Here is a 14,876-nt window from a genome sequence, read left to right as displayed (position 1 = left end):
GTTCGGCGAATATTTTCACGCGCCGAGATAGATCTGGCTACGCAGCCAACGCTAAGGATCGCTGAACCCTCGGCGCCGCATTCCCCGCTACGGTTACCACACGCGCAGCATGTACCCGCCGGCCAGCACGATGATGGTGAGGGTCACGGCCGAGACTGCAAATTTCCTGGCCGCCTCCGATCCCAGATCGACGCCACGACGACGGCTTCGGGGCCTCAGGACCACGACCTTCGGATCGGAGAGCGGCTGGGTCGAACGCTCGGGTCGCCGATGCTTGGATCGCCCCATACGCATGGTCGCCTCCCTAACGCCGCTTCGTCGCATCGAGAGCTTGCGTCAGGTGCGCCACGACGTCATCGCCCTCGGACGCGGTCGAGCCGAGGTCGGCTGCAACCTCAGCCTCCGCGACACGCTTGGCCACCTCCATCAACACATGCTCCACAGGCGGCGGCCAGGGCGTCCCGTTGTCGAGAAGCATCCGGGCGGCCCTGACCAGCATGGTGAACTGCTCCGGCGGGATCGTGATCCCGGCCGCGTTCTGCTCGAGGATGCGGTCGGCGATCGCCGTCGCGAGCCTGGCCACCTCGGCCACCTTGTCGGGTTCAGTGTGGGAGCCGGTCACGTCGGGAATCCCGTTGTCTCACGAGCCCAGGGGCCGCCGACCCGATTGCGTGCCGGTCTCATGCCGGCGGCTTGCATAGGTTGTCCCGGAACAGGGCCCATTCCTCGCAGATGCGACCGTCCGAAAAGCGACAATATCCGATCTGGCCGCCGACGCCGTCCCGGATCTCCGTCGTGCCGCCCTGTTTGGCGCAGTTCACGGACGAGGGGTTCGCCAGCGCGACCCGGACGCCGGCGCTGCCAGCCTGGCTTGTACCCGCGACCAGGCAGACACCTGCGGCTGCAAGCAGAGATTGAGCGATCACGTCAGTTCAGCCCTTCGCCTTCCGGTACACGGTGCGGCGCTTCATGGAGCGCCTCCGATCCTATCACGGTCTCAAGCCCCGTTGATCTACGCTCACTGTGCCCGCTGCAACCCTGAGGATCAACGTCGATGGGAAGACGGCCGCACGCCTCTGGATAAGCGAGAGGCCGGGCAGGTCGTCATGAGAGGGCCGCCCGGCTGGTGCGGGCGGGGGAAGCTGCCGTTTCCGGCCGCCGCCGAGGAACACCCGCGGCGCCTCGCGCCTTGCAGCAGGAGACCCGGCTACCGCACATCAGGCCCGACTCCGCATGATCCGCTCCTCGATCGTCGCCCTTCTGATTGTCGGAGGCCTGATCTTGCCCGGCCGTGCCGCCGACGCGCAGCACGGGTCCGACACGCTCAAGCCGATGCTGCAATCCGATAGCTTGGTCTTCAACGGGTTCACGCGATCGAAGGATGGCCGATTGTTCTCGCCGTTCCAGCGCCAGTCGAAGGGCAAGGGCATTGAACTCGGCGAATGGCGGGACGGTCAGCCGGTGGCATTCCCCGACGCGGGCTGGAACGCGTGGAAGCCCGGTGACGACCCGGCCAAGGCCTTCGTGGCGGTCAACGCGATCCGGATCGGACCGGACGGCGACCTCTGGGTGGTCGACAAGGGCGCACCCGGCATGGGCGAGGTGCCACTCCCGGGCGGCCCGAAGCTCGTGCAGATCGACCTGGCCACCAACGCCGTGCGCCGGGTCTATCCGCTGCAAGCCGCAACCACCGACCGGAGCTTCATCGACGATTTCCGGTTCAACGGCCGCAACGTCTACCTGACGGATGCCGGCCAGCCCGGGCTGATCGTGCTCGATCTCGATACAGGCGCCTTGCGGCGTGCGCTCGACGGGCACTGGTCCACCATCGCGCAGCGGCCGCTGACCGGCCAGGGCCGCACCTTGCGGGACGACACAGGCAAGCTCCTGTTCATCCACGCCGACCAGCTCGAAGTCTCTCCCGACGGCAAGACCCTGTATTACCAGGCCTGCACTGGCCCGCTCTACAGCATCGAGACCCGCTATCTGGACGATGCCGGCCTGGCCGACGCCGAGCGGGCCAAACACGTGACGCTGTTCGCCGCCACCGTAGCCACGGGCGGGACCGCGATCGACGCGGACGGGACGATCTACGCCAGCGATACGGACGGGCTGCGTATCCTCAAAATCGCCCCGGATGGGCGCATGAGCACGCTCGTGGAGGATCCGCGCCTGGTCTGGGTCGACGCGATGTGGATCGACGAGCAGGGCGGCCTGTGGATTCCGGCCGCGCAGATGAACCGCACGCCGGCGATGAACGGTGGCGAGGCCTCGGCGGTGAAATTCCCGACGACGATCTATCGGATGCAGATCGACGCCAAGCCGCTTCGGAACTGATCCGCGTTCGAGCCCCCGGGCGCAGGCCTGGGCGCTCATCGGCGCGCCGCGGCATGCGGTCGGGAGCCTGCCGTGCTGCGGGCAGGCGCCGGGCCGTGCGCACGTGTTCGGTCCGCGCGCACGTGTTCGAACGGAGGGGGCGTTGAGAGCCGACCGACACCCGGCCGCGTTCCGCCGGATCTTGCCGGCAGGCCCTGCGTCCGGAAGCGGGGGGCTCATGCGGATCGGGACGGATCGCCGGACGCGGTGGCCAATCCCATGGTGACGGGGTCCCGCCGCCCGCTTGCAAATCGCAAATGAGCGGTTAAGCTCGAATGCGTAAGTAGTGACGAGGGGCATCGCCATGAAAACCGTACACCCGCAGAACGAGAGGCTTCCTGCACTGCCGATCCACGCCGCGATGACAGTCAATCCATCGTACGAGGATGAGGTTCATCAGGACCGGATGCGCCGTCTGCACAATGCGCGCGCCAGCCAGCGCGCAGCGCGATACCACCGCATCCATCGCGCCGCCTCGATCTGACGGCGGCGCTTCCTGTTCCGCATCCGTGGGGCTGACGACGAGGACATACGGCGCCTCCGGGACGGCATCGTCCTGGGGGCCGGCCTGCTCTGGGGACCCGGGTTCGAGGCGCACGCCTGAGCCGTCTTCGCACCGAAGGCGCGCCCGCTGCAGCTCGGTCGACGCGCCGGAACCGAAAGCCTTTCACAGGGCCAGATCAGCGGCTTACGAGCCCGACGAAGGGTCGAACCGCTTCACGTTCCCACCCAACCCGCGCGCCGGAGTGGCGCCGTGATCCGACGATCGCCGTTGCGCCCATGCCGGAGCGCCGGTGCGACGGTGGCAGTTGTCGGAACGCGTTCACCCTCACCCGCACAGACACGTCGGGCCGACGCTCCGACGAGCTCAGCAGGCAGGATGCTGAGCCAGGGTGCGGCCGGCGAATCGTTCGGACACGCCAGGGCCGGCAACGATGGGGACGACCTCCGCCCCGGGGCGCCGGGCTCGTACGCTGCGTGAACTGGCGCAGGCGACGCTCCACCGCCTCCAGAAAACGCCTGGCGACCCCGGTTGGGCTCGAACCAACGACCTGCCGCTTAGAAGGCGAAGGCTCTAATCCGGTGGGTGGGGGTATCCAGGCTCGTGTCCCGAGGGGGGCTACGGACCCCGCCTACCCGCAACCCATTGTCAGAGAACCTTAAAAAATACCGAACGCCAGTTCGCTTCTACGTCGGTTTCTGCCGAATGGCCAAATTCCGATTGCCTATCAGGCCGATGCTTGTTTTTATTAAGTCGTCCTAGCGTCGTCCTAGCTGTCGCTGGCGGGGAATGGGAGGGAACCATGGCAAGCGAGCGCATCGAGATCCGCCAGACGACCATCGTCAAGGCGAAGGCCGACGCACTCGCTGGCGTCCGGCGCGAGATCAACGACGTCGAGAGCAGAGGGTTGGTCCTACGCGTCCAGCCATCGGGCTGCGTTTGGCAAATGCGGCTCCAGCATCAAGGCAAGGACCGACGGATCACCATCGGTCCAGTCGACGTCTGGTCGCTCGCGCATGCCCGAAGCGCGGCCAGGAACGTCAAATGGCACGTTACGTCCGACCACGGGGTACCCGACGCATACTGGATGAAATCCCTGCATGACACCCTGTCGTGGGAAGACCGCAAGACGGAGCGGACGGGAAAGGCGGACCCGAAGGATCCCAAGCCGCCCCGCGCCCTCATCCATGCGCGGGAGGAGCAGGTGACCACCTGGACCTACCGGCAGGCCCGAGATGCATGGGCGCGGTGGCTCGCTGCCGAGGCCGAGGTAGGCAACCTGACAGCCGAGACGGTGAGGAACTATGCGTCCGTCGTCGGCTGCCCGGCCATGCGCGACCTCGACCGCATCCCCGTGGCGCGCATCGCGGCGTCGGACGTCGCCAAGGTGACCGCTGCGCTGGTGAAGGAGGGTAAGCGCAGCCAGGCCCGGGACGTCGTGCGGGTGACGAAGAGGATGTTCGGCTGGCTGGCGGAGCCTGCCCAGGAACGGGAGTCGGGCATCGACGGCAGCGTTCTCGACCGGCTGAAGGCCCCCAAGCTCGGTGCCGTGAAGGCGCAGCAGCGTTTTCCCGACCTGAACCGACTCGGATTGGTTGTCGCGACGGCACGCAGCGGGGCCATTAGGCCTGTGATCGCGGCCGCGATGGAGTTGCTCGCTTGGACGGCGCAGCGGCGACTGACCATTGCGCGAGCCCGCGTCGAGGAATTCGAGGCGTGGTCCGCATACGAGGGTTGGGGCATCTGGCGCGCCGGGCACCGCAAGACCCCGAAGGCCAAGGCCACCGGGAAGCCGCACAGTATCCCGCTTCCCCCGCCGGCCTGGGCGGCCGTGCAACGCCATTTGGCTTGGCTGGCCGAGCACAAGCCAGGGACCAAGTGGCTGTTCCCGACCCGCAGGCCCGCGAAGCTCGGCGTGCCGGCCAAGAGCGGGCACGTCGAGGTCGGGACGCTGACGAAGAACCTGCCGACGATCCCGGGCGCGGACATGAGCCCGCACGACGTACGACGCTGCTTCTCCTCCGTGCTCGCCGAGGCCGGGCACCACTTGGCTTTCGTCGGGTACATCCTCGATCACGCGACGGCGGGCTCGGAGACGACTCATGACGAGCACCGGATGACCCGGCGCTATACCGAGGCGGAGCTCCTCTCCTTCAAACGTCCCGTCATGAAGACTTGGGCAGAATTGCTGGAACCTGCCGTCGAGTCGGCGAAGTTGCTGCCGCAGCCGGAGCTCAAGGCCGAGATCGTACGGCTACGCGACATCCAACGGGGCGTCACCCGCGATGCAGAGAAAGCGCGCATGAAGGCCGGCAACGCCGAACGCTACGCGGCAGGGAAGATCATCAAGCAACGGTAGCGCACGGTGCGGGACACCGTCATCCCGGCAATCGGCTAGTAAAACGCTGATTCAATCGTCGAGCGGCTTCCACGATGTAATCCACTAGTTTGACGTCACCCCGTATTTTCGGACCCCCCGACTACTTCTGGAATACAATCATGGAGGATGTCGCCCTGGGCAGGGACATCGTACGCCTCCACGTACGCCCGAAGGACCCGCAGGAAAAGCGTCCGCTTGACCATGCCGGTCAGCTGCGACACCGTCCTGCGCTTGATCCGTCGTCGCGGGACCGTACCGTCTCCGCCGCCGCGGGTGGTCGGCATCGACGATTGGGCGTGGCGGCGCGGTCGGTCCTACAACACCATCGTGTGCGACCTGGAGCAGCGGCGCGTCATCGACCTATTGCCCGGCCGCTCATCGGCACCGGTGCGGGACTGGCTCGCCGCCCAGCCGAGCGTAACCGTCGTCGGCCGCGACCGCTCGAGGCCCTATGCCGAGGCTGCGCATATCCGCGCCTTCGCCGATCTACTGCGCCAGAACGATACCACCGGACTGACGCCGTGGCTGGAAGTTGCAGCCGCGACCGATCTCGGCGGCTTCGTCACAGGGCTCTGGCAGGACGAGCCAGCCGTGCGCGCCGCCATCGTCGAGCCCTGGAGCAACGGCCCCGTCGAGGGGCAGGTCAACCGCCTCAAGCTGATCAAGCGCAGTATGTGCGGCCGCGCCGGATTCGATCTCCTGCACCAGCGCGTCCTGCATGCTGCATGAGCCGCGGTCGGCAAAGCTTGATCGGATGCCAACCTTTAGCACCGAAAGTGCGGAAGGACCCTTATTCCACGCTTAAACACAGCTCGCCGAGCTTCCCGAATTTGGTGAACCAGCCGCACGCCCGCTACCAGCAACACTGCAGGTGGGCTCCTTCCGACTGCAACAGATGATCGACCGCACCGTCCGAGCGTTGGCTTTCGCCGAGTGGCGCGAGGGGAATGCCCTCGCTAAACTCTTTCATGCACGCCGTGTGGCGCGGCGAAAACGGCGATCCGAACGCCAATCGTGCGATCGGGAAGCGGCGGACCTCGCTTCTTCAAATCGTCGAGGGAGTCGCTCCGCTCAATTCGGCGAGCGAGCAAACCCTCCGCATAGAAGCCGCGCGCAAGGACCATGAAACGAGGAAGAAGCGGATCGTGGCGTGCGGGCGCGCGACGGTTTCGCTCGATCTCCTGGTCTCTCTCGGCAAGTTGGCGCAATCGCAGGTCGATACGCTACGCCCTAAACTCCACAATCGGTCCGAGCACTGGCGCCGTGCGATGTATCGCAACGCGACAACCTTCGCGCCCGACCTCACCGGCACCGGCGATCACTGTGTCCGGCCAGCGTATCGCAGTGATCTGACCTGGTCATACCAGCTCACCCCGCCGACTCGATTCAGCCGGAGGTCCCTGTCTTGGTCATGGCTCTGCCAAGAGCCTGCCGCAACAGGGTCTCGGCGGAGGCTGTGTCGACGATCTCTTCTCCGTTGGGACCGCAGAGTTCTGCGGGCCGATTATGCTGGGACAGGACCCAATTGATGAAGGTCTTCGCGTCACAAAACGGCGCCGGCTCAGCGACGGACTGCTCTTCCCAGTCGGTAACGATCTCCTCGGCCCAGTCGGCACAGACCTTCGAGATGGCGGTCATGGCGGAACCGATGATGACCGGGTCGAGCAGGGACTGAAGCGCGTTGTCGAGGGCCCCGCCATCCGCCGCGGCCTCCTCCATCGCCGCGTCGAAGGCCGCGAGCCCGTTGGGCTTGAAGGCAACCGCGTCGAGAAAGGCCTCGTAGCTCGTGATGATCGAGCCTAAGCCGGAGTTCCAGGACCGGATGAAGCCTTCGAGGTCAAGACGGGCGATGATGGCCTCGGCCTGGAGGCGAGGCAGCGAGGACGAGATGCGGTGCGTGGGGGAGAAGGGCGTCATGATAAGGTCCTTAGGTTTTTGGGCTCAGATGCCGGCGGCGATGATCATTGCCAGGCGATGGATTGCCTGAAGCTGGGCGCTGGGGATGACAATGTCCGGCCCGTCGCCGGCCAATCCGGCGAGCAGGATGCGGTCGCGCCGGGCCTCGACCAGACGGCCGAGGAGGATGTTGGTCGCCGGTGCCGGGGCTCGCGTCAGGACGATCACGTCGTCGCCGGGGCGGATATCGGCGCGGGGCACGGCGACCACGGTCTCGCTGCGGCGGATGCGTGGGTCGAGTCCATCATCAGGCCAGATGATCGCGTAGACGCCGGGCCAGCGCGCCAGCGGCATCGGCCTGATCATGTGGTGCAGTTGCACCCCGTCCTCGACGCGAAGAGCCTGTCCATAGCGCTGTCCGAACACCGGGATCAGCGCCGACATGGCCTTGGAGGCGGTGTCCTTCCCGCTATTGAGCGTAGAATGGGACCGCAGGCGCAACTCGAGCAGATTGAGCACCGCATTCTCGAGCGTCGGCTCCATCTCGGTGGAGGGGTCGAGGCGGTCGAGTTCGCGGTCGTAGGCGCGCTGCTCCCGGTCGCGCCGCGCCTCCTCGGCGAGCACGCTGTTGCGCTCGTCCTCGCTCCAGTCGGCGGGCAGGTCGGGCTTGCGCGGCGTAGGATCGCCCGGGTCGCGGACGCGCGGGGCAAGATAGGCCGGCAGCCGCGGCGGCGGGGGAAGTCGACGTGCCGGGGTGGGGCGCTCGGGAACGCTCGGGTCGTCACTCTCTCCGACGAGGTAGGAGACCGAGCAGCGCAACGCGGTAGCGAAGCGCGCCAAGGCATCTTCGCGGATCACGGCCTTGCGGCCCCTCTGCAAATCTGACACGAAGCTGCGATTTACGAAGGCACGTCTCGCCAGTTCGGCCTGGGTAATGCCGACCGCGACCAGCCGCTCGCGCACGCGCTGCGCCAGAACCGATTCCGGCTCGCCCTTCACCGGACCTCTCCACCGTTATGATGATGATCGTCGGCCTCGCCACCACTCCGGCGTTCCCCGGCGCGTGTGGGAAGAGGGGCGCGGGGAACGAAGCGGTCGACCGGCCCGGATGGCTCGACGCCGATCGACGCCGGGACCGCCGCAGCATCCGGAACCGACGTTGCCGCCGCCGAAGAAGACGATGACGCGGCCGTCGCGGCGACCTTCGCGTCCGCCTCGCCCGGCCCATCGTCCTGACGGGGCTGGCGCGAGCGAGGAGAGAGGCCTGCATATGAGGCGTCCTGGACGTGGCCATCGTAGCGCGCGATCAGCGGCGCCAGCTTCTCGAGCCCGCACTGGCCGCGGAAGGCCACGACCCCGGCCCGGATCGACCTGAGGCCGAGGCCCTCGAGCAAGGCGACGTCGTCCTGGCTCGGCGCGCGGGCAAGCCGCAACACCACCTCGGTCTCGTCCGCGTCCCGGTCCCCGCCCGCGGGCGGGGCCGTGCCCGCCCGCAGCGCCAGCACCTGCCAGGCCTGACGGGCCTGGACATCTCCCGGTCCCGCCGCGGCATCGGCAAGAGCAATGCGCACCTGTGCCGCTGCCTGGCTGATCCGGTCCACGGGCAGTGCCGCGAGTTCCCCGATCAGGCCGGCCGCCACCGCCTCGCAGGCGTTCCTGTACTCGGCCTGCGCCTCCGTCGCCCTCGCGCGGGCGTGGACGACCCGTTCAAAATCCCATTCCATCCGACGTCTCCGACACGCACGCTCGTCAGCGGCTCAGGATCAAAATGTCGGATTTAGCTCGACACCGCAACAGAATAGTGGCATCGGTAGTACGCTTCCCCACGGGGAGGCCAAGCCTCCGGCCACGAGTTATGCGCAAATCCGACAGATGGATAAACGGAGTGTCGGACGGTCATGCCCCTCTCCTTCGCCTCCTGCGAGATCCTCAGCCTCGCCCGACGCGGCATCGCCACAGCGGCGGCCTATGCCGAGCGCCGGGTCCTGACCGACGACACCGGCGCGGTGCTCTACCGGCCACGCCGGCATGATGACGCGGTCACCGGCTTTACCCTGCTGCCGGAGGACGCCTCCGCCATCTTTAAGGATCCCCGCGTCCTCTGGTACGCGATCGAGCGCCGGGGGCGATCGATGGGAACCACTAGGGTGGTCGGCTTAAGTTTCGTGCTCGGTCTGCCGCGGGAGGCGGAGCTGAGCCTGCCCGAATGCGCCGCCCTGGTGCGGTGCTTCGCCGAACTCCTTCACGACAGGCGTCTGCCGGTGCGGGCCGATATCCACCGGGTGCTCGATGACGACGGACACGTCGCCCATCGCCACGCCCATCTCACCGTCGGGCTCTACCCCGTGATGGGCAGCGAGATCGGACGCACCCTAGAGCGGCGTTGGCTTCCGGTGGTGCGAGGGCGGCTGGTACACGCCCTCGACTGGTCGGCGATCTGGACTCGGGTGCAGGCCGAGTTCTTCCGTGAGCGATGCATCGACCTTGCCGTTCCGCCGCCATCCGGGCTGGCCGAGCCACAGGTCACGGGCCGGCCGAAGCGCGGGTCGAAGGCTGTGCTTGCCGGTCGCAGCCGCGAGCAAGCCCGCGATGACGTCCGCACCGGGCGACGCCTGCTTTCGACCGATCCGGCGGAGGTGCTGCGCATCCTCACCCAGGCGCGGTCGATCGTCTCCCGGACCGAGCTCCAGGCCTTCCTGGCGGGCGCCGGCCATGAGCCCGACGCCGTTGCGGATCAGGTCGCGGCTGTGCTCGGGCACGAGGATGTGATCCGCTTCCGGGCCGCCGCATCGGCGGTGGCCGACGAGCCGCTGTTCACGAGCCGTCTTGCATGCGAGCGCGCCGCGACCATCCTCGCCGACGTGGCAGGGATGCGGCACGTGAGCGTGTCGCTCGCCCCGATCGCGGCCGGCCTACTGCCGGAGTTGCGGGTGATCCTCGACGGGATCGGCGCGGCATTGGATCCTGATCGGCACCTCGTCGTGGTCTGGTCGGATGCCTGGCTGCGTCGCGAGCTGGCGGATCAGATGCCCTGGCCGCGCGGTTGCCGCCAGATCGCCGCTCGTCACCTGGCCGAGCTCGATCGACGCGATGCCGCGGTCCTGCGCTGGTCGCCCGGGACGACTGTGGTTGTTCTCTCCGCCGACAGGCTCGACGATGTCGAACTCGAGATCCTGGTTGCACGCGCATCGCGGGCCGGAGCGGCTTTGCGCCTCGGCGTCGTCCTGGAGGGGCCGGTCACTCGAGCCGAGCGCGGCATCGCCCCGTTGCTTGTCGAGCAGCTCCTCGGCACCGCCCTGCCACTCCCCCGCCGCGACGCGATCTCGCTGCAAATCCTGCAGCAACGGCTGGGCCGGCGTGGCGACGCCGGGCCTGCGCAAGCCTCATATGACGACATCGCCGCCGTGACGATCGGCTCGAATCGACCGGACGTCGGCGCAGCCGATGCAGAAGATGACGCGCGCGCGGGCGGCATCAGGGCGGCGGATCTCCCTGCGATGAGGCTGACGCCGCGCCGGGCCTGGGCCGACCCGCCCAAAAACGCCGAGATCCTGGTGCGAGATCCGTCCGATTGGCTTTGGGCCGGGTCCCTGCTGCGGCACTCTCCGCATCTCGATGTGTCCTTCGCCATCGCCGGAAGCGACCGCGCATTCATCGCCGGCGTGATAGAGCACATTCGCTGGGGACGGGATGCTCTGGGGCTGTGATCGGGGTGACGACATCGGGGGCGGGTCCGGGGCTGGTGCCGCATCCAACCCCATGGCCCCATCACTGACCGCCGACGATCCCGCAGACCGCGACCTCCCGCTCATGGATTCCGACGAGCCTGATGGTCTCGATCGCGACACCGAATTCGATGCCGAGATGGCAGCGGACCCCGATCCCAAAGAAGAACTTGATTACGGTGACTGGGATGCCGATCACGATGAAAGCGACGAGCATCGCGAGACGGGCGATGCCGACGCATACGACGAAGACGATGACCCTGAGGACCCGACGCCGGAGTTCTGAGCCAGGCGATCGTCCCTCGTACCGCGCCAGCCCGAATCGCCGTACGATCACGATCAACCGGTCAGCGGTTCGATTCCCCTCAGCTCCACCAGGGGTCCTTGCGCAAATCGCAGGATCCAGGTGGTCGTCGAAAGTCACGTCATGTCAGTAGCTTAGCTCGAGCGTCCTGCTTCAGCCGCGTCTCTGGGGTGTCTCCGGGGCCGGATCACCGGCCCTTCGGCCCCCGGTCTCCACAGGCCTCATTCCCGTTTCCTGCGATGCTACCCGCGGTCCTCGATTGGTTCTTCCGCGACCGCACCAGCGGGCGCATCGTGATCGGCCAGTGGCCGAACACGCCGCTGTGGCTTTTCGGTCTGATGCTGTCCGTCGCTTGGATCGCGGGGGAGGATACCGCTGTCGGGCGGTGGGCGGATCTCGCATCGAGGATCGCCCTTGCGGTCTGGGCGGGCGATGAGTTGCTGCGCGGGGTCAACCCGTGGCGGCGCTGCTTGGGAGCCGCGGTGGTGATCGGGATGGCGGTGCGCCTATTCGCCTGATCGCTTCCGGAGGCGATGACGTCAGCCGTGGGGAGCACAGGCGGGACGCTCAGTTATCACAAGCCAAGGATGCGTTCCTGTGCATTCCAAGCGGGGGGCAGCTCGTAGAGATGACGCAGGCCGATGCCCCGGGGCAGCCGCGCCTCGACGATCACCTGCACGATGCGAGGGGAGAGTAGGGCGAGGACAGCGTCATGCGCACCGAGCGCTCGCTGACCTGCTCGGCCCTGGCGATCGCCTCGATGCTCGTGCTTCGCCCACCCACGAGATCCCCATCCAGGTCCGGCCCGCGGCGATGCCTACGAGCATGCGGGTGCGATCCTCCGCCTTCATCGCCCGCAGCCGATCGCCCTCGCGCCCCGGCGGTACGACGATCGCCCTGCGGCGGCGCTGCAGCTGATGCGCGAAGGGCAGCGACAAGGGAGGGCGGTCGCCGGTGAGCTGCAGCACGAGGTGATCGGCATGCACCGTCACCGTCTCGAGTTCGGCAGCGACCACGGCAGCGTCTTCGAGCGGTACCGGGCTCGGTGCAGCGATGCTCCGTAGACCAGCCACGACCACCGCCTCGATCGGCCCGGCAGGCAAGCGCAGCCGCTTGCCATCCAGCCCGACCTCACGGGCGACGTAGTAGCGGTAACGCAGTGAACCCTTCTGGGCATGGCTCGGCACCATCGGCTCACCTGCCACATCGCGTAGGCGCCCGGTGAGGAGGTGCACGCTCTCAGATCGCCCGCGGTGATGCTGATGGTGGTTGGTGGTGAGCCGTTCCTGCACCGCCTGCCACGTCACCCCGTCCACGATCGCGGCATGCTGGCCTTCATGGACCTGACCCTTGTGCCGAAGCTGACCGATGTAGAGCGGATTGCCGAGCAGCTTGTACAGATGCCCGCGCGAGAACGGACCCCACCGGTCTCGCCCAGCCCCGTCGCGGCGGGCCGGCAGGGTGATGCCCTGCTCGTCGAGATCCTGCTTGAGCGCCGCCACCGTGCCGTGCGCGAGGTAGCCCGCGAAGATCGCCCGCACGAGGGCGGCATGTTCCTCGACGACGTGCAGGGCGCGGTCCTCGACCCGGTAGCCAAGTGGGACGACGCCGCCCATCCAGATCCCCTTGCGCTTGCTCGCGGCGATCTTGTCGCGGATGCGTTCGCCGGTGACCTCACGCTCGAACTGGGCGAACGACAGCAGCACGTTGAGCGTAAGCCGGCCCATGCTGGTGGTGGTGTTGAACGCCTGGGTCACCGACACGAACGAGACGCCGTGCCCGTCGAACAGCTCGACCAACTTGGCGAAGTCGGACAGGGCCCGGGTGAGCCGGTCGACCTTGTACACGACGATCACGTCGACGCGCCGGGCCTGCACCTCGGCGAGCAGCCGTTGCAGGGCGGGGCGTTCGAGCGATCCGCCGGAGAAGCCGCCGTCGTCGTAGCGGCCGGGTAGCAGGCGCCAGCCCTCGTGCGCCTGGGAGCGGATGTAGGCTTCGGCGGCTTCACGCTGGTTGTCGAGGGAGTTGAACTCCTGATCGAGCCCGTGCTCGGTCGAGACCCGGGTGTAGATCGCGCAGCGCAGCGTCGGCCGTGTGCCGGGGGGCGGTGCCTGTCGTGGTTTGGACGACCGGGCACTCATGCCTCAACCCTCCCCACACCGATCTCCCCACCGCCAGTGGTCTTGGCGCGCAGGCCGAAGAAGCGGGGCCGTTCCACTTGGTGCCGGTGATAGCCTGCGCCACGCGGGACAGGCTGTCATAGGTCGCCCCGTTCCAGGCGTAGCCCGCGTCCAACACGTGCACGGTGTGCATCACACCGGCCCATTCCCGCGAGAGCGTCACGCCGGGTGTGTGCCCGCGTCGGTCCGGCACCGGCACCGACACGCGGATCGGCATATCGTCCCCGCTCTGGCCTCTTGGGCCCCGTGCCTGTGCGAGCCGCTCGAGCGCCCGCGCGGTATCGCGATCGAGGTCACCATAGGCCAGAGCCTGCAGGCGGTAGGCGATCACCCGCGCGCGCAGGGCCGGCGGGAGGCCGGGAGGCGGGGCTGCGCCGAAGACCTGGCGCCAGCGCCGTTCCAGTGCCGCCGCGTCCATCCCGGCGAGCGCGTCGAGCAAAGGCGGACACGTGGTCCGCCTCGCTCCCCAAAATGGGCTGGGTCCGCGCCATCAGGCGACGGCCGGAATCGGCATGCCAGCCTGCGGCTCAGCCTCAGCGCCCCGCGTCAGCGTCTCCCGCTTGCGCCGCGAGCGAGTGCGAGCGGCGGGCGAGGGTGGAAGGATGCGGTAGGCCGTCGTCGCGTCTGGCCGCGCTGCCTTCGCCAGCGGCTGTCCCCGGACCGGATCCGAGAGGGCCGCGCGCGTCGTGTGCGGGAGCCAGCCCGTCGCCGCGATGAGCTCAGCGAGCGTAGCTCCGTTGTCTCTCGTCAGCAGCGTCAGCACCAGCACCTTCTTGTTCGGGCGGCACGCTGTGTTGGTCCGGGCGGGCGGGGTGAGGCCAATTGCCAGGTAGCCCGTGGGCGTCAGGCGATGCTGTCCGTCCGGCGCATCCGATGGGGTAATGAGGTCGTCGCGTAGGAGACGGCCAATGAGCCGTTTGCGACTGGCCGGTTTCATCTCTGGTGCGAAGCGTAGGCGGCCCTCGCATGCGGCGGTCTGCAGGATGCTGGTCTCGGTGCGGGTGAGCGAAATGGTGGTCATGGGTCGGGGTCTCCGTCGGGGGCAGGTCAGGCCACGACCCCGACCCCGCGGGCGGCGCAAGGCCGGCCGGCGGGGCAAAGCGTGGATGGTCGGAATGACAACCTAGTGAAAAGAGGAATGCGTCAGCCGTCGCGTTGCCACTCCGCTACTTCCAGACTCTTGCTAATCCATACAAGTACAGTCTTGGTGACCGCGCCAACGTCGCTTAGTATTGCGATCAACGCGTCGATTCTATGAGATACGCTCAGGCTTGTCATAATGATTAGCCAGTTTCCGTGCGTCGGGCTGGAGACCACACACGCTCCGTTCGCTTCGACAGTCAAGTCGAAGCTACGGTTGGGCTGAAACGGTCCGAAACTTCGCGCCGTTGTCCACTGCGAACGGAAGCTCGTGACCCTTCTCAGACCTTCAGAAGGTCCGCTTGCTGGAGGTCTGATCGAACCAGAATGACCGAAGGTTGCCGAAAGCAGAATGACCGCTTCAGTGAAGGCC

14 protein-coding genes and 2 pseudogenes are annotated in these 14,876 nt (G+C 67.5%); 7 read left to right on the top strand and 9 right to left on the bottom strand.

The features are described 5' to 3' along the window. Positions 1-93: 93 nt before the first annotated feature. Genes FVA80_RS24990 through FVA80_RS31640 form a run of 3 tightly spaced genes read right to left on the bottom strand, consistent with a single transcriptional unit; the run spans position 94 to position 821 of the window. Positions 94-294, bottom strand: coding sequence for a hypothetical protein (locus FVA80_RS24990; RefSeq protein ID WP_147909626.1), 201 nt, complete (start codon positions 292-294; stop codon positions 94-96). Between the two features lie 10 nt (positions 295-304). Further along, positions 305-622 carry a hypothetical protein gene (locus FVA80_RS24985; RefSeq protein WP_147909627.1) on the bottom strand — a complete coding sequence of 106 codons (318 nt, stop codon included), beginning with the start codon at positions 620-622 and terminating at the stop codon, positions 305-307. A gap of 58 nt (positions 623-680) precedes the next feature. Next, entirely contained in the window at positions 681-821 is a 141-nt protein-coding gene (locus FVA80_RS31640; protein ID WP_246692461.1) for a DUF333 domain-containing protein, read from the bottom strand. Positions 822-1,281: 460 nt separating this feature from the next. Here FVA80_RS31640 and FVA80_RS24975 point away from each other — a divergent pair, with 460 nt between their 5' ends. The 4 genes and pseudogenes from FVA80_RS24975 to FVA80_RS24960 all read left to right on the top strand — a co-directional run. After that, on the top strand, positions 1,282-2,337 hold the full coding sequence (locus tag FVA80_RS24975; protein ID WP_246692129.1) for a major royal jelly family protein: 1,056 nt from the start codon (positions 1,282-1,284) through the stop codon (positions 2,335-2,337). 343 nt (positions 2,338-2,680) lie between these two features. Continuing rightward, positions 2,681-2,860 (top strand): hypothetical protein, encoded by a 180-nt coding sequence (locus FVA80_RS24970; RefSeq protein WP_147909629.1) that lies wholly within the window; start codon positions 2,681-2,683, stop codon positions 2,858-2,860. Between the two features lie 820 nt (positions 2,861-3,680). Further along, positions 3,681-5,237, top strand: coding sequence for an integrase family protein (locus tag FVA80_RS24965; RefSeq protein ID WP_147909630.1), 1,557 nt, complete (start codon positions 3,681-3,683; stop codon positions 5,235-5,237). Between the two features lie 213 nt (positions 5,238-5,450). Then, positions 5,451-5,987: pseudogene (locus FVA80_RS24960) on the top strand (transposase); the annotation flags it as partial. 657 nt (positions 5,988-6,644) lie between these two features. Here FVA80_RS24960 and FVA80_RS24950 read toward each other — a convergent pair. From FVA80_RS24950 to FVA80_RS24940, 3 genes are read right to left on the bottom strand one after another with little or no spacing between them, the layout of a single operon-like run. Next, entirely contained in the window at positions 6,645-7,175 is a 531-nt protein-coding gene (locus tag FVA80_RS24950; RefSeq protein WP_147909631.1) for a hypothetical protein, read from the bottom strand. Positions 7,176-7,199: 24 nt separating this feature from the next. Continuing rightward, a complete protein-coding gene (locus FVA80_RS24945) occupies positions 7,200-8,153 on the bottom strand; it encodes a helix-turn-helix transcriptional regulator (RefSeq protein ID WP_147909632.1) in 954 nt (317 codons plus the stop codon). Further along, positions 8,150-8,878, bottom strand: a complete 729-nt coding sequence (locus FVA80_RS24940) for a hypothetical protein (RefSeq protein ID WP_147909633.1) — start codon at positions 8,876-8,878, stop codon at positions 8,150-8,152. Before FVA80_RS24940 ends, FVA80_RS24945 begins: the two co-directional genes overlap by 4 nt. 537 nt (positions 8,879-9,415) lie before the next feature. Here FVA80_RS24940 and FVA80_RS24935 point away from each other — a divergent pair. The 3 genes from FVA80_RS24935 to FVA80_RS24925 all read left to right on the top strand — a co-directional run bounded on the left by FVA80_RS24935 (position 9,416) and on the right by FVA80_RS24925 (position 11,701). Continuing rightward, complete coding sequence (locus tag FVA80_RS24935; protein ID WP_348644595.1) at positions 9,416-10,861, top strand: hypothetical protein; 1,446 nt, start codon at positions 9,416-9,418, stop codon at positions 10,859-10,861. A 52-nt stretch (positions 10,862-10,913) separates the two neighbouring features. Continuing rightward, positions 10,914-11,165, top strand: a complete 252-nt coding sequence (locus tag FVA80_RS24930) for a hypothetical protein (RefSeq protein WP_147911048.1) — start codon at positions 10,914-10,916, stop codon at positions 11,163-11,165. 257 nt (positions 11,166-11,422) lie between these two features. Continuing rightward, positions 11,423-11,701 carry a hypothetical protein gene (locus FVA80_RS24925; protein WP_147941245.1) on the top strand — a complete coding sequence of 93 codons (279 nt, stop codon included), beginning with the start codon at positions 11,423-11,425 and terminating at the stop codon, positions 11,699-11,701. Between the two features lie 192 nt (positions 11,702-11,893). Here FVA80_RS24925 and FVA80_RS24920 read toward each other — a convergent pair whose 3' ends face one another. The 3 genes and pseudogenes from FVA80_RS24920 to FVA80_RS24910 form a co-directional block, all read right to left on the bottom strand. Continuing rightward, on the bottom strand, positions 11,894-13,324 hold the full coding sequence (locus FVA80_RS24920; protein WP_348644594.1) for a recombinase family protein: 1,431 nt from the start codon (positions 13,322-13,324) through the stop codon (positions 11,894-11,896). Positions 13,325-13,445: 121 nt separating this feature from the next. Further along, a pseudogene (locus FVA80_RS32230) lies at positions 13,446-13,781 on the bottom strand (DUF2924 domain-containing protein); the annotation flags it as partial. Positions 13,782-13,853: 72 nt separating this feature from the next. Beyond that, complete coding sequence (locus tag FVA80_RS24910; RefSeq protein ID WP_147957889.1) at positions 13,854-14,384, bottom strand: DUF3489 domain-containing protein; 531 nt, start codon at positions 14,382-14,384, stop codon at positions 13,854-13,856. Positions 14,385-14,876: the final 492 nt, after the last annotated feature.

It is taken from the genome of Methylobacterium sp. WL1, assembly GCF_008000895.1.
Classification (GTDB): Bacteria; Pseudomonadota; Alphaproteobacteria; order Rhizobiales; family Beijerinckiaceae; genus Methylobacterium.
Note: the sequence above shows the minus strand (reverse complement) of the source record. Positions and strands in the feature narration are given on the sequence as shown.